This window comes from Aurantimonas sp. C2-5-R2 (assembly GCF_036549495.1).
Lineage (GTDB): Bacteria > Pseudomonadota > Alphaproteobacteria > Rhizobiales > Rhizobiaceae > Aurantimonas > Aurantimonas coralicida_A.
Genome location: NZ_JAZHLJ010000001.1, coordinates 34,776 through 59,933, shown reverse-complemented (window position 1 = coordinate 59,933; position 25,158 = coordinate 34,776). Strand labels below are relative to the sequence as shown.

At 64.8% G+C, this 25,158-nt stretch carries 30 protein-coding genes; 14 read left to right on the top strand and 16 right to left on the bottom strand.

The features are described from left to right. Positions 1-10: 10 nt before the first annotated feature. From VQ044_RS00300 to VQ044_RS00290, 3 genes are all read right to left on the bottom strand, one after another. Entirely contained in the window at positions 11-643 is a 633-nt protein-coding gene (locus tag VQ044_RS00300; RefSeq protein WP_327622344.1) for a DedA family protein, read from the bottom strand. Between the two features lie 85 nt (positions 644-728). Then, positions 729-1,955 (bottom strand): class I SAM-dependent RNA methyltransferase, encoded by a 1,227-nt coding sequence (locus VQ044_RS00295; protein ID WP_327644953.1) that lies wholly within the window; start codon positions 1,953-1,955, stop codon positions 729-731. Then, positions 1,952-2,716 (bottom strand): TlyA family RNA methyltransferase, encoded by a 765-nt coding sequence (locus tag VQ044_RS00290; RefSeq protein WP_327644952.1) that lies wholly within the window; start codon positions 2,714-2,716, stop codon positions 1,952-1,954. The genes VQ044_RS00295 and VQ044_RS00290 overlap by 4 nt, the downstream gene beginning before the upstream one ends. Positions 2,717-2,863: 147 nt before the next feature. Here VQ044_RS00290 and VQ044_RS00285 point away from each other — a divergent pair, with 147 nt between their 5' ends. Next, positions 2,864-3,175: a BrnT family toxin gene (locus VQ044_RS00285; protein ID WP_327644949.1), complete on the top strand. Its 312-nt coding sequence runs from the start codon at positions 2,864-2,866 to the stop codon at positions 3,173-3,175. Beyond that, entirely contained in the window at positions 3,141-3,380 is a 240-nt protein-coding gene (locus VQ044_RS00280; protein ID WP_327622340.1) for a BrnA antitoxin family protein, read from the top strand. Before VQ044_RS00285 ends, VQ044_RS00280 begins: the two co-directional genes overlap by 35 nt. 84 nt (positions 3,381-3,464) lie before the next feature. Here VQ044_RS00280 and dxs read toward each other — a convergent pair whose 3' ends face one another. Then, a complete protein-coding gene (dxs, locus tag VQ044_RS00275; protein WP_327644947.1) occupies positions 3,465-5,381 on the bottom strand; it encodes a 1-deoxy-D-xylulose-5-phosphate synthase in 1,917 nt (638 codons plus the stop codon). 210 nt (positions 5,382-5,591) lie between these two features. Here dxs and VQ044_RS00270 point away from each other — a divergent pair, with 210 nt between their 5' ends. Next, positions 5,592-6,179: a hypothetical protein gene (locus VQ044_RS00270; RefSeq protein WP_327644946.1), complete on the top strand. Its 588-nt coding sequence runs from the start codon at positions 5,592-5,594 to the stop codon at positions 6,177-6,179. A gap of 29 nt (positions 6,180-6,208) precedes the next feature. Here the strand turns inward: VQ044_RS00270 and VQ044_RS00265 are convergent, their stop codons facing one another. The 4 genes from VQ044_RS00265 to aroC are packed head-to-tail and all read right to left on the bottom strand — an operon-like array spanning position 6,209 to position 9,449. Next, positions 6,209-6,481: an exodeoxyribonuclease VII small subunit gene (locus VQ044_RS00265; protein WP_327644944.1), complete on the bottom strand. Its 273-nt coding sequence runs from the start codon at positions 6,479-6,481 to the stop codon at positions 6,209-6,211. Positions 6,482-6,519: 38 nt separating this feature from the next. Continuing rightward, on the bottom strand, positions 6,520-7,446 hold the full coding sequence (locus tag VQ044_RS00260) for a histone deacetylase family protein (RefSeq protein WP_327644942.1): 927 nt from the start codon (positions 7,444-7,446) through the stop codon (positions 6,520-6,522). Between the two features lie 31 nt (positions 7,447-7,477). Beyond that, a complete protein-coding gene (locus VQ044_RS00255; protein ID WP_327644940.1) occupies positions 7,478-8,338 on the bottom strand; it encodes an FG-GAP repeat domain-containing protein in 861 nt (286 codons plus the stop codon). Between the two features lie 16 nt (positions 8,339-8,354). Then, entirely contained in the window at positions 8,355-9,449 is a 1,095-nt protein-coding gene (aroC, locus tag VQ044_RS00250) for a chorismate synthase (protein WP_327644939.1), read from the bottom strand. A gap of 68 nt (positions 9,450-9,517) precedes the next feature. On the opposite strand from aroC, the gene VQ044_RS00245 reads away from it, so the two are divergent. Further along, positions 9,518-9,925, top strand: a complete 408-nt coding sequence (locus VQ044_RS00245; RefSeq protein ID WP_327622333.1) for a DUF1344 domain-containing protein — start codon at positions 9,518-9,520, stop codon at positions 9,923-9,925. 12 nt (positions 9,926-9,937) lie between these two features. On the opposite strand, the gene VQ044_RS00240 is transcribed toward VQ044_RS00245, so the two are convergent. From VQ044_RS00240 to VQ044_RS00225, 4 genes are all read right to left on the bottom strand, one after another. Next, positions 9,938-10,531 (bottom strand): histidine phosphatase family protein, encoded by a 594-nt coding sequence (locus VQ044_RS00240; protein ID WP_327644937.1) that lies wholly within the window; start codon positions 10,529-10,531, stop codon positions 9,938-9,940. 18 nt (positions 10,532-10,549) lie between these two features. After that, entirely contained in the window at positions 10,550-11,374 is an 825-nt protein-coding gene (fabI, locus tag VQ044_RS00235; RefSeq protein WP_327644935.1) for an enoyl-ACP reductase FabI, read from the bottom strand. Positions 11,375-11,511: 137 nt separating this feature from the next. Further along, complete coding sequence (locus VQ044_RS00230; protein WP_327644933.1) at positions 11,512-12,477, bottom strand: DnaJ C-terminal domain-containing protein; 966 nt, start codon at positions 12,475-12,477, stop codon at positions 11,512-11,514. 127 nt (positions 12,478-12,604) lie between these two features. Continuing rightward, positions 12,605-13,033, bottom strand: a complete 429-nt coding sequence (locus VQ044_RS00225; RefSeq protein WP_327644931.1) for an RT0821/Lpp0805 family surface protein — start codon at positions 13,031-13,033, stop codon at positions 12,605-12,607. 70 nt (positions 13,034-13,103) lie between these two features. Here VQ044_RS00225 and pdxH point away from each other — a divergent pair, with 70 nt between their 5' ends. Next, a complete protein-coding gene (pdxH, locus tag VQ044_RS00220) occupies positions 13,104-13,724 on the top strand; it encodes a pyridoxamine 5'-phosphate oxidase (protein ID WP_327644929.1) in 621 nt (206 codons plus the stop codon). 54 nt (positions 13,725-13,778) lie between these two features. Here pdxH and VQ044_RS00215 read toward each other — a convergent pair whose 3' ends face one another. The 3 genes from VQ044_RS00215 to VQ044_RS00205 all read right to left on the bottom strand — a co-directional run bounded on the left by VQ044_RS00215 (position 13,779) and on the right by VQ044_RS00205 (position 16,487). After that, complete coding sequence (locus tag VQ044_RS00215; protein ID WP_327644928.1) at positions 13,779-14,486, bottom strand: NAD-dependent deacylase; 708 nt, start codon at positions 14,484-14,486, stop codon at positions 13,779-13,781. Beyond that, a complete protein-coding gene (tldD, locus tag VQ044_RS00210; protein ID WP_327622325.1) occupies positions 14,483-15,898 on the bottom strand; it encodes a metalloprotease TldD in 1,416 nt (471 codons plus the stop codon). Before tldD ends, VQ044_RS00215 begins: the two co-directional genes overlap by 4 nt. A gap of 112 nt (positions 15,899-16,010) precedes the next feature. Beyond that, on the bottom strand, positions 16,011-16,487 hold the full coding sequence (locus VQ044_RS00205) for an invasion associated locus B family protein (RefSeq protein WP_327622477.1): 477 nt from the start codon (positions 16,485-16,487) through the stop codon (positions 16,011-16,013). Between the two features lie 415 nt (positions 16,488-16,902). Between VQ044_RS00205 and coxB the strand changes: the two genes are divergently transcribed. The 8 genes from coxB to VQ044_RS00165 all read left to right on the top strand — a co-directional run bounded on the left by coxB (position 16,903) and on the right by VQ044_RS00165 (position 23,563). Then, positions 16,903-17,814, top strand: coding sequence for a cytochrome c oxidase subunit II (coxB, locus tag VQ044_RS00200; protein ID WP_327644927.1), 912 nt, complete (start codon positions 16,903-16,905; stop codon positions 17,812-17,814). A 29-nt stretch (positions 17,815-17,843) separates the two neighbouring features. After that, positions 17,844-19,445, top strand: coding sequence for a cytochrome c oxidase subunit I (gene ctaD, locus VQ044_RS00195; protein ID WP_327622323.1), 1,602 nt, complete (start codon positions 17,844-17,846; stop codon positions 19,443-19,445). A 135-nt stretch (positions 19,446-19,580) separates the two neighbouring features. Then, complete coding sequence (locus VQ044_RS00190; RefSeq protein ID WP_442872836.1) at positions 19,581-20,525, top strand: heme o synthase; 945 nt, start codon at positions 19,581-19,583, stop codon at positions 20,523-20,525. Position 20,526: 1 nt separating this feature from the next. Continuing rightward, positions 20,527-20,661: a protoheme IX farnesyltransferase gene (locus tag VQ044_RS00185; RefSeq protein ID WP_327644925.1), complete on the top strand. Its 135-nt coding sequence runs from the start codon at positions 20,527-20,529 to the stop codon at positions 20,659-20,661. Between the two features lie 5 nt (positions 20,662-20,666). Beyond that, the gene (locus VQ044_RS00180; RefSeq protein ID WP_442872840.1) at positions 20,667-21,290 is read left to right on the top strand and encodes a cytochrome c oxidase assembly protein; all 624 of its coding nucleotides are present in this window, start codon (positions 20,667-20,669) and stop codon (positions 21,288-21,290) included. Between the two features lie 117 nt (positions 21,291-21,407). Further along, positions 21,408-22,286 carry a cytochrome c oxidase subunit 3 gene (locus tag VQ044_RS00175; RefSeq protein ID WP_327622320.1) on the top strand — a complete coding sequence of 293 codons (879 nt, stop codon included), beginning with the start codon at positions 21,408-21,410 and terminating at the stop codon, positions 22,284-22,286. Positions 22,287-22,380: 94 nt separating this feature from the next. Next, positions 22,381-22,767, top strand: a complete 387-nt coding sequence (locus VQ044_RS00170; protein ID WP_327644923.1) for a DUF983 domain-containing protein — start codon at positions 22,381-22,383, stop codon at positions 22,765-22,767. After that, positions 22,757-23,563 (top strand): SURF1 family protein, encoded by an 807-nt coding sequence (locus tag VQ044_RS00165; protein ID WP_327650737.1) that lies wholly within the window; start codon positions 22,757-22,759, stop codon positions 23,561-23,563. Before VQ044_RS00170 ends, VQ044_RS00165 begins: the two co-directional genes overlap by 11 nt. 5 nt (positions 23,564-23,568) lie before the next feature. Here the strand turns inward: VQ044_RS00165 and VQ044_RS00160 are convergent, their stop codons facing one another. Next, positions 23,569-23,904, bottom strand: a complete 336-nt coding sequence (locus tag VQ044_RS00160) for a PilZ domain-containing protein (RefSeq protein ID WP_327644919.1) — start codon at positions 23,902-23,904, stop codon at positions 23,569-23,571. Positions 23,905-24,153: 249 nt separating this feature from the next. On the opposite strand from VQ044_RS00160, the gene ispH reads away from it, so the two are divergent. After that, the gene (gene ispH, locus VQ044_RS00155) at positions 24,154-25,158 is read left to right on the top strand and encodes a 4-hydroxy-3-methylbut-2-enyl diphosphate reductase (protein WP_327644917.1); all 1,005 of its coding nucleotides are present in this window, start codon (positions 24,154-24,156) and stop codon (positions 25,156-25,158) included.

Genomic DNA, 25,158 nt, shown 5'->3' with positions numbered 1-25,158 from the left:
CCCCAGCGGGTCAGCCACGCGAGTCGGGGGCGGTCGGCTCCTCGGCCTTGCCGCCCTCGTTATCCGCGTCGTTGAACAGGAAGCGATAGGTGCCGACGACACCGACGAGGCAGACGCCGCCGGCAATCAGGATAATCGGCCACGTGCCGAATTCGGCGAAGAAATGCCGGAACGCGGTGCCGAAGACATAGGCGCCGAGACCGTAGGCGCCGGCCCAGAGCGCCGCGCTGATGCAGTTGTAGAACAGGAAGACCGGCCAGTTCATCCGCATGGTGCCCGCGACAAAGCCGTTGAGCTGCCGCAGGATGATCACGAAACGCGCCACGAGAACGACGGCGAAGCCATAGGTCTGGAAGCGCTCCTCGACCATGGCGAAACGCTTCTCGCCGAGGCCGAAATGCGCGCCCCACCGCACCACGATCTTGCGGCCGTAGCGGCGCCCGACGAGATAGCCGAGATTGTCGCCGACGATCGAACCGGAAAAGGCCGCGATCAGCACCGCGAGAATGTTGAAGGAGCCTTCCCCCGACAGCATGCCGGCGGCGACGATCAGGCTTTCGCCGGGAAGCGGCAGGCCGGTCGATTCAAGCAGGACGACGACGAAGATGAACCCGTAGCCGTACTGGATGAGAAATTCGGTCAAGGCGTCGGCGTCTCATGACTTGCGATGCCACGCTGGCTCGCACGAATGGCCCATGACGGCAAGCCTCGCGCCGCCACCGCCCGGCTCAGCGCTCCAAAAGCGCGACGACCTCCACATGCCGCGACCATAAGAACTGGTCGATCGGCGTCACCGATGTCACGCGGTAGCCGCCGTCGGTGAGGATTTTGAGATCGCGGGCGAGCGTCGCCGGATTGCACGAGACCGCGGCGATCCGCCCGACCGTCGAGGCCGCGAGCTCGCGCGCAAGACCCTCCGCCCCGGCGCGCGGCGGGTCGTAGACCACGCCGTCATAGGGTTTGAGCTCCTTCGCCGGGATCGGGCGGCGGAAGAGATCGCGCCGTTCGGTCGTCAGCGGCTTCAGGCCGGGCCGCGAGCGCCAGGCGGCGAGGAGCGCGGCGAGCTGCGGCGCTTCGGCCTCGACCGCGTGAACGGTGGCTTGCGGCGCCAGACGCAGGGCAAAGGTTCCGCAGCCGGCGAAGAGGTCGGCAACGCGCTTGGCCCCGGCCAGATGCGATAGCACCAGCGACGCCATCGTCGCCTCGGCCGCCGCGACGGCCTGGACGAAGGCGCCCGCTGGCAATTCGACCGTCACACCGCCGAAGTCCATGGTCGGCGGTTGCGTCACCACCAGCGTCTCGCCGCTGACCGACAGCCGCGCAAAACCTTCGCCCAGCGCCAGCGACACCGCCTGCCGGCGCATTGGCTCCGACAGTTTCGCCGCGTCGGCAATCGCGACGTCGAGGCCGGTCAGCGTCGCGGTCACGGTCAACTTCAGGGGCCGCTTGCGGTCGGCCAGGATCGCAGCCAGCTTTTGCAGGGCCGGCAAGGCGCGCTCGATTTCCGGCAGGGCGATCGGGCAGACGGCGATCGGCACGATGCGGTTGGAATGCGCGGCATTGAAACCGAGCATGACTTGGTTGCCGGCGCGAACGGCGGAAAAGGCCACGCGCCGCCGCGACGCCGGCGGGCAGGGGACGAGGTCGCCGACATCGGCCGTGACCTCGGCGCGGCCCAGCGCCTCGACGACGAGATCGCGCTTGAAGGCGCGATAGAAGGCGTCGTCGGCATGTTGCAGGTCGCAGCCGCCGCAAGTACCGAAATGCGGGCAGGGCGGCGTCTGGCGATGCGGCGAGGCCGCGATGATCGCCGCTGCTTCCGCACGCGGTCCCATGGCGGCGATCTCGACCGTCTCACCGGGAAGCGTGAACGGCACGAAGATCGAACCGGCCCCGGTCTCGGCGATGCCGTCGCCCTGTGCACCGAGGCGATCGATGGTGACGCGCTCGCTCATGGCTTTTCCGCCGCGAGCAGGAATTCGTGGTTGCCGTCGCCGCCGGCGATCGGCGAGGGGATGAGGCCGATCACGCGCCAACCGGGCTGCGCGGCCAGCCAGTCGCGAAGCGCCTCGGCGACGGCCGGCGCGCTATCCGGATCGCGTAAGAGGCCGTTCTTGGCGATCGCCTCGCGGCCGGCCTCGAATTGCGGCTTGACCAGGATCACCGCCGATGTCCCCGGCTCGGCCAGTTCCAGCGCCGGCGGCAAGGCCAGCCGCAGCGAGATGAAGCTGACGTCGGCGACGAGCAGATCGAAGCGGTGGCCGTTGAGGTCGAGGCGGGTCAGATCGCGGGCGTTCAGCCCCTCGATCAGGGTGACGCGGCTGTCGGCGCCGACGCGCGGATGCATCTGCCCGTGGCCGACGTCGATGGCCACGACATGCGCCGCGTCGCGCCTGAGCAGCGCCTCGGTGAAACCGCCGGTCGAGGCGCCGAGATCGAGCGCGGTGCGGCCTTCGACGGGAAAGGCGAAATGGTCGAGCGCCGCTTCCAGCTTCAGCCCGGCGCGCGAGACGTAATCGGCGGCCGGGTCGTCGAGGGTGATCTCGCTTTCGGGCGGCACGTTGAGGCTCGGCTTGGTGACGATTTGTCCGTCGACCTTGACGTGGCCGCGCAGGATCGCGTCGCGGGCGCGCGCCCGGCTCGCGGCCAGACCGCGGTCGGAAACGAGAGTGTCGAGCCGCACGCGCGACAGATGCTGTTCTTCGGTGGAGGCCATCGGCAGGTCATGCGGCCGGCGCGGTCAAATGGCAAGCGGCGATTGGACGGCGAGCGGAGTGGGAGCCTGGCGAGAATGATCGCTTCGGCAAGAGGTGCAAGTAAAATCTTGAAATGTACGTACAATATGTACTAACAATAATGTGGCATGTTCGAATGGGACGAGACGAAAAATCAGGCCAATATCGAAAAGCATGGCGTGAGCTTCGCGACCGCCAGCCGGATTTTCGAGGGCGTTGTATTTTCGGTCATCGATGACCGCCGCGACTACGGCGAAACGCGAGAGATCAGCATCGGACGAATTGGCGGCGCGATTTTCCTGACGGTGGTTCATACCGATCGCGACGGCAACATCCGTATCATTTCCGCGCGTCCTGCGAAGCGCGGAGAAAGGCACCGCTATGAAGAAGCGATACGAGAAGGAAATGACCGCGGCCGATCTGGCGGCGGTGAAGGATGAAGACATCGACACCAGCGATATTCCCGAACTCGACGACGCGTTCTGGAGCAAGGCTCGGCTGGTCGAGCCGGACTTGACGCAGCCGGTCACCTTGCGGGTCAAGAAGTCCGTCCTCGATGTCTATAAAGCGCAGGGGAAGGGCTACCAGACACGCATGAACGCCGTTTTGGAGACCTATGCTCGCACTCTGACGAACAACCGCTAAGGCGGACCTCGCCTCGCGGGGAAGGGATATCCCCGGGCCTGTCCTGTCAGATTGCGCGACCGCTTTTCAGCGGCAGCTTGGCCCTCACGCCTTCAACACCCGCTCCGCTTCGGTCCCCAGCGCCCGGAACACCGCGTCGACGATGCCCTTGCGGTCGAGGGCGGCGGTCTTGACCATCGCTTCCGGCGCGGCGTGGTCGACGAAGCGGTCCGGCATCACCAGCGGCCGGACCTTGAGCCCGTGGTCGAGCAAGCCGCGTACCGCCATATGCTGCAGCACCTGGGTGGCAAAGCCGCCGCTCGCCCCTTCCTCGACGAGGATCAGCACCTCGTGATCGCGGGCGAGGCGGGCGATCAGATCGGCGTCGAGCGGCTTGGCGAAGCGGGCGTCGGCGACCGTCGTCGACAGGCCGAAGGTGTCCAGTTCTTCGGCCGCGGCGATGCTGTCGGCGAGCCGGCTGCCGAAGGAGAGGATCGCGACCTTCGTACCTTCCTTGACGATGCGGCCCTTGCCGATGGCGAGCGCTTCGCCGCGCTCGGGCATGTCGACGCCGGTGCCGTTGCCGCGCGGATAGCGGAAGGAGATCGGTCCGTCATCGTAAAGTGCGGCGGTACGGACCATGTGGCGCAGCTCCGCCTCGTCGGCGGCGGCCATCACCACCATGCCGGGCACGGGGCATAAAAAGCCGGTGTCGAAGGCGCCCGCGTGGGTCGGGCCGTCGGCGCCGACATAGCCGGCGCGGTCGATGGCGAAGCGGACGGGCAGCTTCTGGATCGCGACGTCATGGACGATCTGGTCGTAGGCGCGCTGCAGGAAGGTGGAATAGATCGCCGCGAACGGCTTGTAGCCCTCGCTGGCGAGCCCCGCGCAGAAGGTCACGGCGTGCTGCTCGGCGATACCGACGTCGAAGGTGCGGGCCGGAAACACCGCACCGAACTTGTCGAGGCCGGTGCCGTCGGGCATGGCGGCATGAACGGCGACGATCTTGTCGTCCTCCTGCGCCTCCTGGATCAGCGTTTCGGCGAAGACGCTGGTGTAACTCGGTGCGTTGGCCTTGGCTTTCGCCTGGGCGCCGGTGATGACGTCGAATTTGGAAACGCCGTGATATTTGTCGTCGGAATCCTCGGCTGGTCCATAGCCCTTGCCCTTGCGGGTGACGACGTGGACGAGGATCGGCCCGGTCTGGACGTCGCGAACGTTCTTGAGCACCGGCAATAGGTGGTCGAGATCGTGGCCGTCGATCGGGCCGACGTAGTAAAAGCCGAGTTCCTCGAACAAGGTGCCGCCGGTGAAGAAGCCGCGGGTGTATTCCTCGGTCTTGCGGGCGCCCTCGCGCATGAAGTCCGGCAAATGCTGGCTCAGCGATTTCGCCCGGTTGCGCAGGGTCCGATAGGTCTTGCCCGAAACCAGCCGCGCCAGATACGCGCTCATCGCGCCGGTCGGCGGGGCGATCGACATGTCGTTGTCGTTGAGGATGACGATGAGACGCGCGTCAAGCGCGCCGGCGTTGTTCATCGCCTCATAGGCCATGCCGGCGCTCATCGCGCCGTCGCCGATCACCGCCACCACGTTGTTGGTGCCGCCGGACAGGTCGCGTGCCACCGCCATGCCGAGGCCGGCCGAGATCGAGGTCGAGGAGTGGCCGGCGCCGAACGGGTCGTATTCGCTCTCGGTGCGCTTGGCGAAGCCCGACAGGCCGCCTTCCTGGCGCACCGTGCGCATGCGTTCGCGCCGGCCGGTGAGGATCTTGTGCGGATAGGCCTGGTGGCCGACATCCCAGATCAGCCGGTCGTCCGGGGTGTTGAAGACGTAATGGAGCGCGACGGTCAGTTCGACGACGCCGAGGCCCGCGCCGAGATGCCCGCCGGTCTTGGAGACGGCGTCGATCAGATCGGCCCGCAATTCGTCGGCGATCTGCCGTAAATCGCTTTCCTTGAACCGGCGAAGGTCGGCCGGCGAGGCGATCTGGTCGAGCAGCGGTGTCGTCAACTCGTTGGGCACTTCGTCACCTCGCCGGTCGTATCGTTGCGCTGGAACGGCGCGTCTCCAGTTTAAATTGGTTCCAGCCTGCGCCATTCAAGCGCTGAGGCGCAAACGGACCGAGGCAAAAGCCGGTGGCCGGCTGATAAGCCCGCGCAGCGCATCTAGCAATTTCGCCAAGCCGGCATTTCCAATAGCCTCATCATTTACCCGATTATCAGGAGATTCGCCATGCTGACCGGACTGATCCGACTCCTTACACTCCCCCTGATGCTGGGCTCGATTGCGCTCGTGGGCGGCCTCGTCTCGCCGGCACGGGGTCATAGCTTCACGACCGTTCTGATCGTGCCGCCGGATACGCCCGACGCTGCCCGATCCGAGATCGTTGCGGCCTTCTTGCTCGCGGCCGACGAGCGTGACGGCCACGCCGACGAGGAGTCGGACGGACATCTGGGCGGACTCGACGTCTATCTCGTCCCGGTTCGGGCTGGCGAACTGGCCGATATCGCGAACGCGGCGCCGGACGTCATTGCCGCACTACTGCCAGTCGAAGCCGGGTTGGATGATGTGGCCCAGGCCACGGGCGCGGTCATGGTTGGCCCGTTGGATCCGGACGGAGCAACGGCTGGCGCATTCTTGCGGGGCGCGGCGGGAAACGAACTGGCGCCTTTCGCCAAACGCTTCGTCGCTGAGATGGGGAAGGCTCCTGGGGACGGGGCGATCGCGAGCTACCTTGTGGCGCGACGGATTGATGAGGCGATCCGAGAACTGGGCGGCGTTGACGACCGCGAACGCTTGCGCGCGCTGCTTTCGCAATAAAATGATCCGCACTTGGGTACGAGGGTCTCTCAGCCCGGGTCGAGCGGCTCCGTGCCGACCGGCTTGCCCTGCCGGTTCAGCTTGATCTTCTCGACCTTGTCTTCGGCCGCCGACAACAGCCGGTCGCAATGGTTCTTGAGCTTCTCGCCGCGTTCGTAGATGCGGATCGAGCGGTCCAGCGGTACGTCGCCGCGTTCGAGATCCGAGACGATCCGCTCCAGCGCCGCGAGCGCATCCTCGAAGCTCATGCGCTTGATGTCGGAATCGTCGGCCGGAAGGGCGGCCTCATCGGTGTCTGTCATGGCGTTCGCGTCTTTCGAGCTTATCGGCGCTTACGGCATCAGCCGGTCATCAGCCGCTTGACGTGGGCGGCGGTCGAGACCGCGAGCCCCTCGAGGTCGTAGCCGCCTTCCAGGAGGCTCACAACCCGGTCGCCGCAATAGGTGCCGGCGATCGCCATCAGTTCCGCCGTCGCCTGGTCGAAATCAGTGTCCTCGAGCATGAGATTGGCCAGCGGATCGCGGCGATGCGCGTCGAAGCCGGCCGAGATGATGATGAGATCGGGCTGGAACGCCTCAAGCGCCGGCAGGATGCGCGACGCGAACGCCTCGCGGAACGCCGGCCCGCCGTCGCCGGCCGACAGGGGCGCGTTGACGATGTTGCCGGCGCCGGTCTCGTTCTTGGCGCCGGTACCCGGATAGAGCGGCATCTGGTGGGTCGAACAATACAGAACCGACGGATCCGACCAGAAGATTTCCTGCGAACCATTACCGTGGTGGACGTCCCAGTCGACGATCGCCACCCGTTCGAGGCCATGCGTTGCCTGGGCATGGCGGGCGGCGATGGCGGCCTGGTTGAACAGGCAGAAGCCCATTGCGGTGCTGCTTTCAGCGTGGTGACCCGGCGGCCGCGAGGCGACGAAGACGTTGTCGGCCGCTCCCGACATCACGTCGTCGACGCCGGCCATGGCGGCACCGACGGCATGGAACGCGGCGGAAAAACTCTTCGGGCTGACGATGGTATCGCCGTCGATGCGCGCCAGGCCGTCATCCGGGATCGCCGTCGCGATCTTGCGGACGAAGGCTTCCGGGTGGCAGCGATAGATCGCCTCCAGCGTTCCCTCGGGCGCCTCGACCCGGTCGAGATGCTGGAACGCCTCGTCTTCCAAGGCGGCGGCGACCGCCTTCATGCGGTCCGGCCGCTCGGGATGACCCGAGCCGGTGAGATGCTCGACGAAGATCGGATGGTGATAGAGTCGGGTTGTCATGGCCTACGAGCTAGCGCCTTTGTCCTGCGGATCAATTCTCTACCTGCGTCAGGCTGATTCGCACCGTTCTGCCGTCTTCGGTTCGAACCTCCACCGCCTCGCCGTCGGCGCTGAGCCGAAGGCGTCCGACCGCTCGCGACGCAAGCGCGATGCTGGCGACGGGCGTGATCGTTTCCGGCCCGACCCGCACGACCTCCAGCGCCGTGCGCGCGGCATTCGGCAGGATCAACGCCGGCGCGCCCTTGAGGCTCACGACCTCCGCCAGATCGAGATCGCGCGAGCCGATGACATGGTTGCTGTAGCCGGACCGGCTGGCGCGTAGGCGCAACTCGCCGCCTCGCCAGGCATAGATCTCCAGCGTCCCGCCGATATGCGGCGTCTTCACGATGGCGATGTCCCGTCGGCCGTCGCCGTTAAGATCGGCAAGCGCCGCGACGTTCAGCCAGCGGCTCGGACGGCCGATCGGCGGGATCGCGGCGCGCTCGACCAGTTGCCCACCGGCCAGCCCGTAGACGGCCAGAGCGGCTCCCTTGGCGAGATCGGAGCGGATGGCGACGATCTCGTTGCGGCCGTCACCATCAAGATCGACAAGGCGCGGCGTCAGGTCTTCGAAGACCTGGGTCGCGGGGAGAACCGCTTCGATCGTCCGGCCATCGCGCGTCTTGGCGACCAGCGAGCCGGCTTCGATCGCGTCGCCGAGAATCCCGTGGGCATAGCGCGTGGTGGGGCGAGCGAACCAGGCGGCCGCGATATCGCCGGTGGCCGACGTGCCGATCTCGCCGTCGGGAAGGCGCTCGGCCGCCGGCAATGGCGACAGCGTCGCGGCGAACAGGACGGCGCTCGACAGGCTGGTCGTGAGCCAGGCCCAACCGCGCGATCTCCTAACGGGCACGTCCTGACGCATCCGCTTACCCGCGTCCGGTCTGGCCGCGATGGCGCAGATAATGGTCGGCGATCGCACAGGCGACCATGGCCTCGCCGATCGGGACCGCGCGGATGCCGACACAAGGGTCGTGGCGGCCCTTGGTCATGACGTCGACTTCCTCGCCATCGGCGTTGATCGAGCGCTTCGGCGTCAGGATCGACGAGGTCGGCTTGACGGCGAAGCGCGCCACCACCGGCTGGCCGGTAGAGATGCCGCCGAGAACGCCGCCGGCGTGGTTGGACAGGAATTGCGGCTGGCCGTCGGCGCCGATGCGGATTTCATCGGCATTGTCCTCGCCGCTCAACGTCGCGGCCGTAAAGCCGTCACCGATTTCGACACCCTTGACCGCGTTGATCGACATGAGGTTGGCGGCGATGTCGCTGTCCAGCTTGCCGTAGATCGGCGCGCCGAGCCCGGCTGGCACGCCTTCGGCGACCACTTCGACGACCGCGCCGACCGATGAGCCCTGCTTGCGGATTGCGTCGAGATGCGTTGCCCAGCGTTCGGCGGTTTCCGCGTCCGGGCAGAAGAAGGGATTGCGATCGATCTCGGCCCAGTCCCAGCGCTCGCGGTCGATGGCGATGGTGCCGATCTGCACCAGCGCCGCCCGCACCACGAGACCGGGCACGATGCGCCGCGCGATGGCGCCGGCCGCGACCCGCGTCGCGGTCTCGCGGGCCGAGGAGCGACCGCCGCCGCGATAGTCGCGGACGCCGTATTTCATGTCGTAGGTGATGTCGGCATGGCCGGGGCGGTAGCGCCGGGCGATGTCGGAATAATCCTTCGAGCGCTGGTCGACATTCTGGATTTCAAGCGCGATCGGGGTGCCGGTCGAGACCAGTTCGCCCTCGCTGTCGCCCGGCATGACGCCGGACAGAACGCGCACCTGATCCGGCTCCTGGCGCTGGGTCGTATAGCGGGACTGGCCCGGGCGGCGCTTGTCCAGAAACGCCTGGATGTCGGCTTCCGAAAAGCGGATTCCTGGCGGGGTGCCATCGACGACGCAGCCGATCGCGATACCGTGGCTTTCGCCCCAGGTGGTGACGCGGAACAGGTGACCGAAACTGTTGTGAGACATGAAACTCCGCCAGGAGAAGAGAGAGTAGGGGGCTGGTTCGATTACGGTAGCTTAACCAACTCCGTCAAATGCAACCGATCGACATCAAACGTAACCGGACGGTACGAGAATTGACACAATCCGGCGCGAACTTCCGTCCTTGTCGGCAAGCTGCTTCGGGGGCGGCCGGCGAGTGCCGCGACCGAGACGGGTCGCAGACGCACGCACATCGGAACGAGGGCAAGCTGGTGACCAGAAAAATTCTTGCATTTTTCGCAACGTCCTTCCTGACAGTGGCGATGACGATCCCCTCGTTAGCGGAGGAGGTCGACGGCACGATCGAATCGATCGATCGCGACCGGGCGCAGCTGAAATTAAGCGACGGACTGATTTACGATCTGCCGGATCATTTCGACTATGAAGCGGTCCGGCCGGGTATGAACGTCGTGCTGATCTTCGACGAGGCCGACAATTTGCGTCTGGTGGATGCCGGCTGACCCGGAGCGATATCAAACCCAGCTGACGATCGCGTCCCGGTAATGCAGGATGCGGTCCTGCGGAATGCCGATATGCGACGCCTCGTCGGCGCCCAGGTTGTCGTAACAGCGCAGAAAGCTGCGAGTGACGCCGCCATGAGCGGTGACGATGGTCGGCTCGCCCAAGTCTTCGAAGACCGGCCGCACGCGCTCTGCGAGCATCGCATATGATTCCGCATCGGGGCCGGGCGGCACGAAGTTCCATTTGTCGGCCTTGCGCGCCGCGATACCCTCGGGGTCCCGGGCGCGCACTTCCTTGATGGTCGATCCTTGCCAGTCTCCGAAATGCAATTCGACCAAGCGCGCGTCGGTTGTAAAATCGCTCTCGGCCAGACCGAGTTCGATGCGAATGATCCGCATCGTCTCAGTGGCGCGCGAGAGTGGGCTCGATAGAAAGCGAAATTCCGCTGCGCCGTCACCGAGCGCGCTGAGCAGATAGCGGCCATTGCGCTTCGCCTGGGCCCGACCGAGGGCATTGAGCGGGATGTCCTCCTGGCCTTGCAGGCGGCCTTCGGCGTTCCAGTCCGTCTGGCCATGGCGGCAGAGATAAAGGTTCGGGAGCGTCATGGTGAGCCGGGATGCCGCCTACGGAAGATCCTTCACCACCGAGATATCAGGCGCGTCGACCGCCTTCATGCCGACGGTGTGGTATCCGCAATCGACATGGTGAACTTCCCCAGTGACGCCGCGCGACATGTCGGACAAGAGATAGAGTGCCGACTGACCAACCTCGTCGGTGGTCACGGTGCGCTTGAGCGGCGAATTGTACTCGTTCCACTTGAGAATGTAGCGGAAGTCGCCGATGCCGGAGGCGGCCAGCGTCTTGATCGGCCCGGCCGAGATGGCGTTGACCCGGATCGCCTGCTTGCCGAGATCGACGGCGAGATAGCGAACGGATGCCTCGAGAGCGGCCTTGGCGACGCCCATCACGTTATAGTGCGGCATCACCTTCTCGGCGCCGTAATAGGTCAGCGTCAGGATCGATCCGCCATCGACCAGCAGTTTCTCCGCCCGTGCCGCGACCGCGGTCAAAGAATAGACCGAAATGTCCATCGTCTTGCGGAAATTTTCCCGCGACGTCTCGACATAGCGTCCGGTCAACTCGTCCTTGTCGGAAAAGGCGATGGCGTGGACGAGGAAATCGATCTTGCCCCAGCGCTGTTCGACATCGGCGAAGACCGCGTCGATCGTGGTCTCGTCGGTCACGTCGCAATGTCCGGCAAGAACCGCGCCGATCTCGTCGGCGAGCGGTCCGATGCGCTTCTTCAGGGCGTCGCCCTGATAGGTCAGCGCGATCTCGGCTCCCTGCGCGGCAAGGGCTTTCGCGATACCCCAGGCGATCGAGCGGTTGTTCGCAACGCCCATGACGAGGCCGCGTTTGCCGTCCATCAGACCGGTCGACTGGGCCATGGTGTTGTTCCTTCAGATGTCTCGGCGATCGATAGTTTTGCGGCGGCGGGTATGACATAGGCCCGGCCGGCCATCAAGCGCGGCCCTCCCGCGTATCCCTGCGCACGAGGTTGACAGACGCATGGCAATGCGACCGGTCATCCGGCCGCGTTCTCGCTCTCGGCCCGCTGTCTCAGCAAATCCGCGAGTTCGTGATCGCCGGCCGGCAACATGACCTGAACGGTGGCGAGAAGGTCCCCCCGGCCGCCGGATTTGGCGGTCAGGCCCTTGCCGCGAAGGCGGAAGGTCTTGCCGGAATCGGTCCAGGCCGGGATCGACAAGGCGATCCGCCCGTCCAGTGTCTCGACCTCGACCTTGCCGCCGAGTACCGCCGTCGTCAGCGGAACCGGCAGATCATGGACGAGATCGCGCCCCTCGACCCGAAAGCGCGGATGCACGGCGAAATTGATGGTCACGAGCGCGTCTCCGGCCGCGCCGCCCGGATAGGCCGCCGGCTGGCCCTGTCCCTTCAGCCGGATAACCTGTCCGTCCTCGACGCCATCGGGAAGCCGGATCGCCAGCCGTTTCCCGTTCGGGAAGATGGCCTCGACCTTTTCGTTCGAGACGATGTCGGCGAGCCGCACCCTGAGGTTGGCCTTGATGTCGGGTGCCTTGGCCGCTGCCTCGCGTGCCGCAGAAAACCCGGCGCGATCACCCCCCCTGCCGGCGCCCGCGCCGCGAAAAGCCTGTTCGAAGAAGTCGGAGAACGTGCTCTCCTCGCCGAAATCCTCCGCCCGACCCGTGGAGCGGAATTCAAAGCCTCCCGGCTGACCGGCGCGCCGTCCGGCGAACGGACTGCCGCCCGCGCCCCCGCCAAATCCGGAGAAGCCCTGGAATTTCGGCTTGCCTTCCGCATCGATCTCGCCGCGGTCGAATTGCGCCCGCTTCTCCTTGTCACCGAGAATCTCGTAAGCCTGGTTGGCTTCGTTGAAACGCGCCGCGGCGGTCGGATCCTTCGCGTTGGCATCAGGGTGGTACTGCTTGGCGAGCTTGCGGAAGGCCGACTTGATGTCCTTCTCGCTCGCGGATTTTGCGACGCCAAGAGCGGCGTAAGGATCGCGCATGAGGCAATGGGTCCTTCACGATGCGGACGGATGTTGAACGAGGGACAGCGGCCGGGCCGCGCCGAAAGCCTATATGTAGGCAGGAGGTTGGAAATTTAAGGGCGGAGCGTAGGCTGACGAAGGCGGATCAGCGATTTTCGTCGAACCGCACGAGAGCCCATTCGCCTTCCCCGACCGTGCAGGCCTCGCCATTGTAGAGGGCGATGCCGTCGAAGCGCTGGCGGGAGGTCTGGAATTTGCGGCAGATCTGCCGTCCCGCGCGCACTTCCTGCAGCGCCGTGATGACGCCGTTGGCACCGGTCTGCGGGTTGGCCCAGGCGTAGCGCCCGCCGGCGCCCTCGATATCGGCAGCGGAGACGGCGTTGCGCACGGTGCGCCGGTCCGAGACCTGGTCCGGCTGTGCGGCCACCTGGGTCGGCGCGGCGTCGACGGCCGGCGCGATCGAGCCGGTGATGAAGCTGTTATCCACTATGTCGCCAAGTCCAGGTCCCGACACGACGCATCCGCCGAGGCCGAGTAGAAGAGCGATCATTGAAAGAGTTTTGAACAGTGCCATCAATCTTTTATGTCTAAGGCTGCCGCGCGCGATTCGGCAAGATGTCCCGGAAAGGTAAGACAGGTCCAATATGGCGAAGGAACTATTAACCCTTGGTGAAATGCCTGTGGGCGACGATCCGTTTGCCCTGTTTTCCACCTGGCTCGACGCCGCTGGAGAGAGCGAGTCGAACGATCCGGGCGCGACCGCGCTGGCGAGCGTCGATGAACACGGGCTGCCCGATGTCAGGATGATGCTCCTGAAGGGGTTCGATGAACGGGGCTTCGTCGTCTACACCAATTTCGAGAGCGATAAGGGTCGGCAGATTCTCGCCAGCCGCAAGGCCGCCATGTGCTTCCATTGGAAGTCGCTACGCCGGCAGGTTCGGCTGCGCGGGCCGGTCGAGATCGTCAGCGACGACGAAGCCGATGCCTATTTTGCCGAGCGGCCGCGGGGCAGCCGGGTCGGGGCCTGGGCGTCGGAGCAGTCGCGGCCGCTCGATAACCGCGCGGTCCTGGAGAAGCGTGTCGCCGAATTGGGCGAACAGTATGGCGATGGTGACATCCCGCGGCCGGCCCGTTGGTCGGGATTTCGTCTGGTGCCGGTCCAGATCGAGTTCTGGCAGGATGGCCAGTTTCGCTTGCACGATCGGGCGATCTTCCGGCGAACGGAGCCAGGTGCGCCCTGGACTGTCGAACGCGTGTATCCATAACGGCGGCTGCCTGATCGGCGTGGAGGCTGGCTTCAGGCCAAGGCGGCTGGCGCGTCAGATCCCTGCGAGGATCTCGGTGACGAACGCGGGCACCAGGACGCTTGCCTTGCCGTGACGGGCCTCGTCGAAAAGCGGCGTGCCGTCCGACGGCTCGAGATTGAGTTCCAGGGTTCGGATTCCGGCGGCGCGCGCCTCGGCGACGAAGCCCGCCGCCGGATAGACCGCGCCGCTGGTGCCGATGGAGACGAAAAGATCGGCGGCCAGAAGGCGCTTGTAGATGTCGTCCATGTGATAGGGGATCTCGCCGAACCAGACGACGTCCGGGCGCATGCCGCCGGCATGTCCGCAGGCGCTACAGACCAGATCCGCGCTCAAATCACCGTCCGCCAATAAGTGGGCTCCGCAGGTCGCGCAGAACGCCTTGGTGAGTTCGCCATGCATATGGACGATATTTCGCGAGCCGGCGCGTTCGTGCAGATCGTCGATATTCTGCGTGACCAGCGTGACGGCGCCGTCATGGACGCGTTCCAGCTTGGCGAGGGCGTGGTGGGCCGCATTGGGCTCGACCGCGGAAAGCCCCGCGCGGCGAGCATTGTAGAACGCGTGGACCATCGCCGGATCGTGGGAAAAGCCCTCTGGCGTCGCCACGTCCTCCAGCTTCACCCGCGACCAGATCCCGCCCTTGTCGCGGAAGGTGTCGACGCCGGATTCGGCCGAGATTCCAGCACCGGTCAGGATAACGATCGAACCGGGGCGTCTCACGCCTCGGTGCCGCCCACCGTCACCTGGTCCATGCGCAGATGCGGCTGGCCGACGCCGACGGGCACGCCCTGGCCGTTCTTGCCGCACATGCCAATCCCGGTATCGAGGGCGACGTCGTTGCCGATCATCGACACCCGGTGCATCGCCTCCGGTCCATTGCCGATCAGCATCGCGCCTTTTACCGGCTCCTCGACCTTGCCGTCGCGGATCCGGTAGGCCTCGGTGCAGCCGAAGACAAATTTGCCGCTGGTGATGTCGACCTGGCCACCACCGAAGGAGACGGCATAAATGCCGTCCTTGACCGAGGCGATTATCTCCTGCGGCGTGTGCGACCCCTCCAGCATCATGGTGTTGGTCATACGCGGCATCGGCGAATGGGCGTAGGACTGGCGCCGACCGTTGCCGGTGGCGGCCATCCCCATCAGCCGGGCGTTCTGGCGGTCCTGCATGTAGCCGACCAGCTTGCCGTCCTCGATCAGCACGGTCCGGTTCGTCGGCGTGCCTTCGTCGTCGATCGTCAGCGAGCCGCGCCGCTCGGCGATGGTGCCGTCATCGACGACGGTGACCCCCTTGGCCGCCACCTGGCTGCCCATCAGGCCGGCAAAGGCGGAGGTCTTCTTGCGGTTGAAATCGCCCTCCAGTCCGTGGCCTACCGCCTCGTGCAGCATGACGCCCGGCCAGCCGGACCCGAGCACGATGTCGAAAGTGCCGGCGGGGGCGGGAACGGCGCTGAGATTGACCCGGGCCTGGCGCAGCGCCTCGTCGGCGATATGCTGCCAGTTTTCGGTGACAAAAAACTCGCCGAAGCCAGTCCGTCCTCCGGCGCCGAACGAGCCCGATTCCTGCCGGTCATCCTTGCCGCAGACCACCGAAACATTGATCCGCACCAGCGGTCGCACGTCCTTGGCCAGCCGTCCGTCGGCGCGCAGGATTTCGACCGTCTGCCATTGCGAGCCGAGCGTCACCGAAACCTGGCGCACATCCTCGCCCTTGGCCCGCACATAGGCGTCGATGTCCTGGAGAAGCTTGATCTTCGCCTCGAATCCCGGCGAGGGGATCGGGTTCTCGTCGCCATAGAGCTTGCGATTGGTGCCGGCGGGCGGCTCGGCATAGGTCCCGTGATGGCCGGTTTTCACGGCGGTGACGGCTTGTGCCGCACGTTTCAGGGCGGCGTCGGAAAAGTCACCCGCATGGGCGTAGCCGACGGCATCGCCGGCGACGGCGCGCAAGCCGAAGCCCTGGTCGGTCGAAAAATTGCCGGCCTTGAGGCGGCCATTGTCGAACACCAGCGATTCCGATTCGCGATATTCAAGGAACAGTTCGCCATCGTCCGCGCCTTGGAGCGCTTCGCCAAGGATGGTGTCGATCTCGGCTCTGGAAATGTCGAAGCGCTCGATCAGCGACGCGGTCATGGCAGGCTCCTCGGTCGAAAGATTCAGAGCCACGACATAAGAGCGGGTGGGCCGTATGCCAACGGCTGGGGGCACGAGACAGCCGCGCGGCTCCGGCCGGCGTTCGCCGCGATCACGGCAGGGCGGCGAAGCCGTCCTTGAAGCCGTCGAGGTCTACCGGGATACCGATGCCCTGTTCTGGCGTCTGGAAGACGATGAAGGTCGCCATCTTGCCGCTGGACAAGGTTTCCAGCAGGTCGTCGGCGAGAACCACCTCAGCGAAGCATCCGTCCTGGAAGCAGCGCACGAACTGCGCTCTGCCGATGTCGTTGCCGTCGACATACAATCCGAGGCCGTTGGGCAGAAGAATGCCGAGCGGGGCGAGCACGCGCAGGATGCGCGCCTGCTGGTCCGCGGTCTTCAGCGCGACGATCGACAGGCCGACTTCGGGGCGGTCTTCGGCCACGACGTTTTGAAGCAGGGCGCATTGTTCGCCGGAGGCGCCGGCCGGCTGATCGCAGACGATGGCCCACGCCCCGTGCTGGGACTTGACCGTTCCGGTGGCGCCGGATTGCGCCGCGGCGGGCTGCGCCGCGGCTGCGGCGGCCATCAGGACGAGGGCCGCGAGTCGCGGCAGAAAGGCATGTGTCATCGTAAAATCCGAATCAGGCTTGCTTCTCATTTGCCGCTTCTATGGCAAATAATTGGTTACCGGCGATGCCGCTTGCCGGCGAGGCGGATGTCCATAGCGCGGGGATAATCGCATAAAACGCGCGTCGCTCGAGCACCGTCCTTTCGCACAAAGCCTCGCTAGCGACTGATGTTGCTCGGATTATGCCCGCGGCATCGCGAATATGTCGCAAGTGGATGGCCGTTCTAAGATGTTGCGGAAAACCGGGTTTCGTGGTTTGAAGCACTGGGCTACCGGACATATTCGGATTATCATATGTTTTGGTGCTGGCGTTCGCTGGTTCCAAGCAGTATCCGTTCCGGATCAGGGACTGACGCGAGCGCGACAGGAGACAATGCGAGTGAGACGATCGATCTTTGCTGCAACGGCGTTTCTTTCGACGGCCGGGGCTGCCATCGCGCAGGAAGCGGACCTGCTTCCCGGACAGCCGCATCCCTGGCAGATCCTGCTTCAGGACGCCATGTCGCCTATCGAGAGCCAGATTCAATGGTTCAACTGGTACGCGCTGGCCTTCGTCATCCCGATCACCATCATCGTTGCGGCGCTTTTGGGGTGGTGCATCTACCGCTTCCGCGAAAGCCGCAATCCGGTCCCGTCCCGCACCAGCCACAATACGCTGATCGAGGTCGTCTGGACCGTCGCGCCGGTGATCATCCTCCTGTTCCTGGCGATCCCGTCCTTCCAGCTGCTGACGGCGCAGTACAATCCGCCAAGCGAGCCGGAACTGACCATCAAGGCGACCGGCTATCAGTGGTATTGGGGTTACGAATATCAGCCGGCGGATGGCACCGCGCAGGCGCAGGCCGAGACGGTCTCGTATGAATCCTATCCTCTGCTGGAGGAAGATCGCGATGGCGCCGGCAAGCAGGACAAGGGGACCTATCCCCATCTCTTGGCGGTCGACAACGAGGTGGTCGTTCCCGTCGATACGGTGATTCGCCTGCTGTCGACGTCGGCTGACGTCATTCACGCCTTCGCGATGCCGTCGATGGGCGTCAAGGTCGATGCGGTTCCCGGTCGCCTGAACGAATCCTGGTTCGAGGCGCAGCGGGAGGGCATCTTCTACGGCCAGTGCTCGGAGCTCTGCGGCCAGGCTCACTACAATATGCCGATCGCCATCCGGGTCGTTTCGAAGGAGCAGTTCGCCAGCTGGTATGCCGCTGCTTCGCAGGATCTGGAGAACGCCAACGCGCAGCTGACCGCGGAGATCGACTCCGCGGTCAGCATCGCCGTTGCCGGTCGCTGAACACCAACAGGGTTTGAGGGAGATCGACAATGGCCTATGGCGCCACCCACGACGCCCATGACGCTCACAAGCCGTCCGGCTGGACGCGCTGGGTCTATTCGACGAATCACAAGGACATCGGGACGCTCTACCTGATCTTCGCGATCTGTGCGGGCATCATCGGCGGTGGCCTCTCCGTTGCGATGCGCATGGAGCTCCAGGAGCCCGGCTTGCAGATCTTCGGCGATCCGCAGCTCTACAACGTGTTCACCACCGGGCATGGCCTGATCATGATCTTCTTCATGGTCATGCCGGCGCTGATCGGCGGTTTCGCCAACTGGATGGTGCCGATCATGATCGGCGCGCCGGACATGGCCTTTCCGCGGTTGAACAACATCTCGTTCTGGCTGCTCGCCGTTTCCTTCCCGTTACTGATTCTGTCGATGTTCGTCGAGGGAGCTCCCGGTTCCAACGGTGCCGGCACCGGCTGGACCCTGTATCCGCCGTTGTCGACATCCGGTCACCCCGGCCCGGCCGTCGATCTCGCGATCTTCTCGCTGCATATTGCCGGCGCCTCGTCGATCCTCGGCGCCATCAACTTCATCACCACCATCCTCAACATGCGCGCGCCGGGCATGACCCTGCACAAGATGCCGCTGTTCGCCTGGTCGGTGCTGGTGACTGCCTTCCTGCTGCTGTTGTCGCTGCCAGTGCTTGCCGGCGCGATCACCATGCTGCTGACCGATCGCAATTTCGGTACGACCTTCTTCGATCCATCGGGTGGCGGCGATCCGATCCTGTACCAGCATCTGTTCTGGTTCTTCGGACATCCGGAGGTCTACATCCTGATCCTGCCCGGTTTCGGCATCGTCAGCCACATCATCTCGACCTTCTCCAAGAAGCCGGTTTTCGGCTATCTCGGAATGGCCTACGCCATGGTCGCGATCGGCGTCGTCGGCTTCGTTGTGTGGGCGCACCACATGTATACGACCGGCATCTCGCTTAACACACAGCGTTATTTCGTGTTCGCAACCATGGTCATCGCGGTGCCAACGGGCATCAAGATCTTCTCGTGGATCGCGACGATGTGGGGCGGCTCGCTGTCGTTCAAGACGCCGATGCTGTGGGCTCTCGGCTTTATTTTCCTGTTCACCGTTGGCGGCGTCACCGGCGTCAAGCTGGCCAATGCCGGCCTGGACCGCGTGCTGCACGACACCTATTACGTCGTCGCTCACTTCCACTACGTGCTGTCGCTCGGCGCGGTCTTCGCCATCTTCGGGGCCTGGTACTACTGGTTCCCGAAAATGTCGGGCTACATGTACAACGAGATGATCGGCAAGATACACTTCTGGACGACTTTCGTCGGCGTCAACATTCTGTTCTTCCCGCAGCACTTCCTCGGCGCCGCCGGCATGCCACGTCGTTACGCCGACTACCCGGAGGCGTTCGCGGGCTGGAACTTCGTGTCGTCGATGGGCTCCTACATCTCGGCCGTGGGCGTCGCGATCTTCCTCTATGGAATTTGGGAAGCCTTCGCCAAAAAGCGGATCGCCGGCCCCAATCCCTGGGGTGCGGGAGCGACGTCGCTCGAGTGGCAGCTGTCCTCGCCGCCGCCCTACCACCAGTGGGAAGAGCTGCCGCGCGTGAAGTGAGACGCGCCGGCTGACGCCGCACGGTAAATGCGCTACGGTCTTCGGACCGGGCGCACCAATATTCGGGGCCTTCCCATTCGGGAGGGCGCCCAATGCGACCGGACACCGGTCAGATGGACGAGTTCGAGGTTCGACTTGACGCTTCTCGGCCCCACCAACAGCGAGGTGCGCTCCAACGGCGTGAGCCTTGCCGAGCCGCGTGACTTCCTGGCGCTACTCAAGCCCCGGGTCATGTCGCTGGTGGTTCTCACCGCGATCACCGGCCTCGCGCTGGCCCCTGGCTCTTTGCATCCGACGCTCGCGGTTATCTCGATCCTGTCGATCGCGATCGGCGCGGGCGCTTCGGGCGCGCTCAACATGTGGTATGACGCAGACATCGACCGCGTCATGACGCGCACGGCGAAGCGTCCGATCCCGGCCGGGCGTGTCGAGCCGGAGACGGCGCTGGCCTTCGGGCTCGGGCTGTCTTTGCTCGCGGTTTCGCTGCTCGGTCTCGCCTCGAACTGGTTCGCCGCCGGGCTGCTCGCCTTCACGATCTTCTTTTACGCCGTCGTCTACACCATGTGGCTGAAGCGCTCGACGCCGCAGAACATCGTCATCGGCGGCGCGGCGGGAGCCTTCCCGCCGATGATCGGCTGGGCCGCCGTCACGGGCGGCGTCGCGGTCGAGAGCATCGTTCTCTTTCTCATCATCTTCCTTTGGACGCCGCCGCACTTCTGGGCGCTGGCGCTGTTCAAGCTGAAAGACTATGACAACGCCGGCGTGCCGATGCTGCCGAATGTCGCCGGCGAACGCACGACGCGAATCCAGATTTTCATCTACTCACTGGTGCTTGTACCGGTCGGCGTCGCGCCTTGGCTCCTGGGCTTCGCCGGGCCGGTCTACGGAATTGCCTCGGTCCTGCTCGGGGCGAACTTTCTTCGTCATGCCTATGCGACGCTGCGCATGGCCGACGGCGATCCGAAGATGATTCCGGCCAAGCGGTTGTTCGCCTTTTCCATCCTTTATCTGTTCGGCCTGTTCGTGATTCTTCTCGCCGAAGCGCTTTTGCGGCCTGTGTCGACCATGATCGGAGCCTGATGTGGAAGAGGATCGCGTAAGGCTCACCGAGGCGGAACAGCGGGCGCGACGGCACCGGTCGATCGCGATCGGGGTCGTCCTCGTGGCGCTCGTCGTCATCTTCTACGTCGTCTCGATCGCGAAGATGGCGTCATGAGCGGGATGGAACGTGACGCGGGAAAGCCGGCGCCCCGCACAGCCGGCCGCAAGGGCATCGTTATCGCCGTTGCCTGCGCGGCCTTCGCCGTCGGCATGGTCGGCGCCGCCTATGCCTCCGTGCCGCTCTATCAGCTGTTCTGTCAGGTCACCGGCTATGGTGGCACCACACAGCGGGCGGAGGCGGGTTCGAGCCGCGTCATCGACCGTACGGTGATCGTGCGCTTCGACGGCAACGTCGACGGCGACCTTCCCTGGGCGTTTCAGCCGAACGACCGGCAGGTCACGGTGAAACTCGGTGAGACGCGCGAGACCAGCTTTCATGTGAAGAACAATTCCGACCGGGCGGTCACGGGGCAGGCGACGTTCAATGTCACGCCCAACGCCGCCGGGGTCTATTTCAACAAGATCGCCTGCTTCTGTTTTGATAACCAGACGCTCCAGCCGGGGGAAGAGCTGGACATGCCGATCGTCTTTTACGTCGATCCGGACATGCTGGAAGCGGACGAATTGAAGAATGCGCCGGGAATTACCTTGTCCTACACGTTCTTCAGGGTCGACGATCCCGATGAGTCGGTTGCGGCGGCGCCGCAAAACGGGACGAGCACGGACACGACGAACAAACTGTGAGACCCGCGAGCGACCGGGATATCGGACGCGCGCGGCAGGCAAGAGTGAAGCTGGAATTGGCTCGCGATCTCCGATAGGCAGATCGCCGGGCATAGAGGATCAGACCGGGGACCCGTAATGGCAGACACGCACGCCAAGCACCACGACTACCATATCATCGATCCGAGCCCGTGGCCGTTCATCGGCTCGATCGGCGCGTTCGTCATGCTGTTCGGCCTCGTCGGCTTCATGCGTGGCGCCGCCGGCAACCAGTTTGTGGTCTTCGGCCTGGATCTCGCTGGTCCCTGGCTGTTCTTCCTCGGTTTGGCGATCGTTCTTTACGTGATGTATGCATGGTGGTCGGACACCATCAAGGAGGGCCGCGAGGGCGCCCATACGCGGGTGGTGTCGCTGCATCTGCGCTACGGCATGATCATGTTCATCGCCTCCGAGGTGATGTTCTTCGCCGCTTGGTTCTGGGCGTTCTTCGACGCCAGCCTGTTTCCCGGCGAAGCCGTTCAGCCAATGCGGGCGGAAGTCCTGGGCGGGCAATGGCCGCCGGTCGGCATCGACGTGCTCGATCCGCTGCACCTGCCGCTGTTCAATACGATCACCCTGCTCTTGTCGGGCACGACGGTCACCTGGGCGCACCATGCCCTGCTGCATAACGACCGCAAGGGCCTGGTCTGGGGGCTGGCGCTGACCATCATCCTCGGCGTCATCTTCTCCTACGTCCAGTTCTACGAATACGCCCACGCGCCGTTTGCCTTTGCCGGGTCGATCTACGGTTCGACCTTCTTCATGGCGACCGGCTTCCACGGCTTCCACGTCATCATCGGGACGATCTTCCTGACCGTCTGCCTGATCCGGGCGATGAAGGGGCAGTTCACCCCGCAGAAGCACTTCGGCTTCGAGGCCGCCGCCTGGTACTGGCACTTCGTCGACGTCGTCTGGCTGTTCCTGTTCTTCTGCATCTATATCTGGGGCAGCTGGGGCGCGACGATCGCCGAAGGCTGAAACCTGTCTCGGCCGGTCGACGGCGAGCCGATGGTTTATGGCAGAGGCGGCGCGCAAGCAGCCGCCTCTGCCATTTTTGGGAGACCGCAAACCGATGAGCCAAGACAGGGCGCCGCATACGCCGGCCGACCCGGCCAAGGCCGGGCTGCGGGGACGCTGTCCCCGCTGCGGCGAGGGGCGATTGTTTTCCGGCTTTTTGTCCGTCGCGCCGCGCTGTACCAATTGCGATCTGGACTACGCTTTCATCGACAGCGGCGATGGTCCGGCGGTCTTCGTGATTTTGATCATCGGCTTTATCGTCGTTGGACTGGCCCTCTGGCTGGAGGTCACGGTGGGCCCGCCCTTGTGGGTGCATTTCCTGCTCTGGCTGCCGCTGACGCTGATCCTCAGCCTGCCGCTCCTGCGCAGTCTCAAGGGATTGATGATCGCGTTGCAATACAAGCACCGGGCATCGGAAGGCCGTCTCGATCTTGACCGGTGATATCGCGCCCGTGAGCCCTGCCGCCAACGACGCTATGGGCAGCCGCATGTCCCGCGCGCGCTTCTGGTTGGCGCTGGGTTTCTGCCTTGCCGGGATCGCGATCCTCGCCGGTCTGGGCACCTGGCAGGTCGAACGGCTCGCCTGGAAGCAAGGCCTCATCGACCGGATCGAACAGCGAGTTGACACAAAACCCGTCGATCTGACGGCGCTTCGCGCGGCGTATGCCGCCACAGGCGATGTCGACTACATCCCGGTGACGGTCAACGGCCGCTTCCTCCATGAGGGCGAGCGCTACTTTCTGTCGACCTTCGACGGCCAGGCCGGCTGGAACGTTTATACGCCGCTCGTGACAGGGGACGGGGATGTCGTGTTCGTCAATCGCGGCTTCGTCCCCTATGAGCTGCGCGAGCCGGCGACGCGCCCGGAGGGGCAGGTCGAGGGAAGCGTGACGATTACGGGTCTGGCAAGGAACGCGCCGACCCAGAAGTCGGGCTATTTCGTGCCCGACAACGATACGGCCAAGCAGATGTTTTTCTGGCGCGATCTCGATGCGATGGCCGCCGGCCTGACGCTCACAAGCGACGCGCGGGTGCTGCCGTTTTTCGTCGATGCCGGGCCGGGCCGGGCGCCCGGCGGCTGGCCGGTGGGGGGGACGACTGTCATCGAGATCGCGAACAGCCATCTGCAATACGCCATCACCTGGTACGGGCTGGCCTTCGTGCTGGCGGTAATGACGGTGTTGCTCGTGGTGCGGGATCGACGCGCGGCTCGGGCAGCCACCGGCGCCTCAAGCTGAACCGTTCAGTCGCCGCGGGTCGAACCGAACCTGCCGAGATCTGACAAGAGCCGACGGACCGTGGCGTCCGTATCGCCCCGATCGTCGCGGCCGTCGCTGAATTCTAGGCCGAAATTCCGCATTCTGCGCCAGACGACCTTGGCCGATCTGATCCGCGCGTCGGCACGCTGAACGGAAAACTCGACATCGCGCGAGGGAATGTGTCCATCCGCAGCGACGATTTCGGCGCCATGGTCGGACAGGTTCTTGATCCGAACGGGCAGGATCGCGCTTTCGGGGCCGCATGTGACCGCGCCGGCCAGGCAGACACGGCGTCGGCGATTGCGTCTTTGTTCGAGCATTGGATCTCTCCCGAATTCATTCGGTATCCTGAGTAAATTCGAAAGACGCCTCTGCCAAGATTTGGATGTTGTTAGGCTTAACGCCGGCGGCGCAGTGGAACGACCGATCAGGTCCCGCGAAGCAGTATTCCGAAAACGGATTCCGGTTTTCGCCAACATGCTGTAGGCACGGCGAGACTTGACACGTGCATGGTCGATCCCTTCATTCGCCCCGCCGACCGCGCGATACCGCCAACACCGGAGCCATTCTTGTCCGTCCCCGCCGCAAAGCCGAAACTGACGATCCGCATGTGCGAGCCGCGCGGCTTTTGCGCCGGTGTCGACCGGGCAATCCAGATCGTCGTTCTGGCGCTGAAGAAATACGGCGCCCCGGTCTATGTCCGCCATGAGATCGTCCACAATCGCTATGTCGTCGAAGGCTTGCGCAACATGGGCGCGGTCTTCGTCAAGGAACTCGACGATATTCCCGACGATGGCCAACCGGTGGTCTTTTCGGCGCATGGCGTGCCGAAGTCGGTTCCAGCAGCGGCCGAGGCGCGGGAGATGCTTTACCTCGACGCCACATGCCCCCTGGTCTCGAAGGTCCACAAGCAGGCGATGCGGCACATGCGGCTCGGCCGCCATGTCCTGTTGATCGGTCATCGCGGTCATCCGGAGGTCGTCGGCACCATGGGGCAGCTGCCCGAAGGCGCCGTGACCCTGATCGAGACCGAGGCGGATGTCGCCGCCTATGTTCCGAGCGATCCGGCGACCCTCGGCTTCGTTACCCAGACGACGCTGTCTGTGGACGACACGATCGGGATCGTCGAGGCGTTACAGGCGAAGTTCCCGGCGCTGCACGCACCCTCGTCGGAATCGATCTGCTATGCCACGACCAACCGGCAGGAGGCGGTGAAGGCAGCCGCTCCCGGCGCCGAGGTCTTCCTCGTGGTCGGGGCGCCGAATTCGTCGAATTCGCGCCGGCTGGTCGAGGTGGCGGAACGCTTCGGCGCGGCTGAGGGCGTTCTGGTCGAGGGCGTGGCGGACATTCCCTGGCACGCGATCGTGCCGGGCGGCACCATCGCGATGTCGGCTGGGGCCTCGGCGCCGGAAATTCTCATCGACGCCATCGTCGCGGCCTTCCGCGAGCGGTTCGAGGTCGCCATCGGACTGGTGCGGACGGCCGAGGAGAACGAGAACTTCCCGGTCATGCGCAGCCTTCGCCAGACGCCACTGACGGTGGCCGACATGGCCTTCGTGAACGGTCAGGTCTGA

What these genes read in the sequence shown, in the direction of transcription:
- tldD (WP_327622325.1), bottom strand. Translation starts at nt 15,898, where the DNA reads ATGACCGCGTCGCTGATCGAGCGCTTCGACATTTCCAGAGCCGAGATC.
- fabI (WP_327644935.1), bottom strand. Translation starts at nt 11,374, where the DNA reads ATGGCCCAGTCGACCGGTCTGATGGACGGCAAACGCGGCCTCGTCATG.
- VQ044_RS00175 (WP_327622320.1), top strand. Translation starts at nt 21,408, where the DNA reads ATGGCAGACACGCACGCCAAGCACCACGACTACCATATCATCGATCCG.
- VQ044_RS00160 (WP_327644919.1), bottom strand. Translation starts at nt 23,904, where the DNA reads ATGCTCGAACAAAGACGCAATCGCCGACGCCGTGTCTGCCTGGCCGGC.
- ctaD (WP_327622323.1), top strand. Translation starts at nt 17,844, where the DNA reads ATGGCCTATGGCGCCACCCACGACGCCCATGACGCTCACAAGCCGTCC.
- VQ044_RS00270 (WP_327644946.1), top strand. Translation starts at nt 5,592, where the DNA reads ATGCTGACCGGACTGATCCGACTCCTTACACTCCCCCTGATGCTGGGC.
- VQ044_RS00285 (WP_327644949.1), top strand. Translation starts at nt 2,864, where the DNA reads ATGTTCGAATGGGACGAGACGAAAAATCAGGCCAATATCGAAAAGCAT.
- VQ044_RS00295 (WP_327644953.1), bottom strand. Translation starts at nt 1,955, where the DNA reads ATGAGCGAGCGCGTCACCATCGATCGCCTCGGTGCACAGGGCGACGGC.
- coxB (WP_327644927.1), top strand. Translation starts at nt 16,903, where the DNA reads ATGCGAGTGAGACGATCGATCTTTGCTGCAACGGCGTTTCTTTCGACG.
- VQ044_RS00205 (WP_327622477.1), bottom strand. Translation starts at nt 16,487, where the DNA reads ATGGCCGCCGCAGCCGCGGCGCAGCCCGCCGCGGCGCAATCCGGCGCC.
- VQ044_RS00260 (WP_327644942.1), bottom strand. Translation starts at nt 7,446, where the DNA reads ATGACAACCCGACTCTATCACCATCCGATCTTCGTCGAGCATCTCACC.
- VQ044_RS00230 (WP_327644933.1), bottom strand. Translation starts at nt 12,477, where the DNA reads ATGCGCGATCCTTACGCCGCTCTTGGCGTCGCAAAATCCGCGAGCGAG.
- VQ044_RS00240 (WP_327644937.1), bottom strand. Translation starts at nt 10,531, where the DNA reads ATGACGCTCCCGAACCTTTATCTCTGCCGCCATGGCCAGACGGACTGG.
- VQ044_RS00245 (WP_327622333.1), top strand. Translation starts at nt 9,518, where the DNA reads ATGCAACCGATCGACATCAAACGTAACCGGACGGTACGAGAATTGACA.
- VQ044_RS00225 (WP_327644931.1), bottom strand. Translation starts at nt 13,033, where the DNA reads ATGGCACTGTTCAAAACTCTTTCAATGATCGCTCTTCTACTCGGCCTC.
- VQ044_RS00280 (WP_327622340.1), top strand. Translation starts at nt 3,141, where the DNA reads ATGACCGCGGCCGATCTGGCGGCGGTGAAGGATGAAGACATCGACACC.
- pdxH (WP_327644929.1), top strand. Translation starts at nt 13,104, where the DNA reads ATGGCGAAGGAACTATTAACCCTTGGTGAAATGCCTGTGGGCGACGAT.
- VQ044_RS00265 (WP_327644944.1), bottom strand. Translation starts at nt 6,481, where the DNA reads ATGACAGACACCGATGAGGCCGCCCTTCCGGCCGACGATTCCGACATC.
- aroC (WP_327644939.1), bottom strand. Translation starts at nt 9,449, where the DNA reads ATGTCTCACAACAGTTTCGGTCACCTGTTCCGCGTCACCACCTGGGGC.
- VQ044_RS00290 (WP_327644952.1), bottom strand. Translation starts at nt 2,716, where the DNA reads ATGGCCTCCACCGAAGAACAGCATCTGTCGCGCGTGCGGCTCGACACT.
- VQ044_RS00180 (WP_442872840.1), top strand. Translation starts at nt 20,667, where the DNA reads ATGGAACGTGACGCGGGAAAGCCGGCGCCCCGCACAGCCGGCCGCAAG.
- VQ044_RS00170 (WP_327644923.1), top strand. Translation starts at nt 22,381, where the DNA reads ATGAGCCAAGACAGGGCGCCGCATACGCCGGCCGACCCGGCCAAGGCC.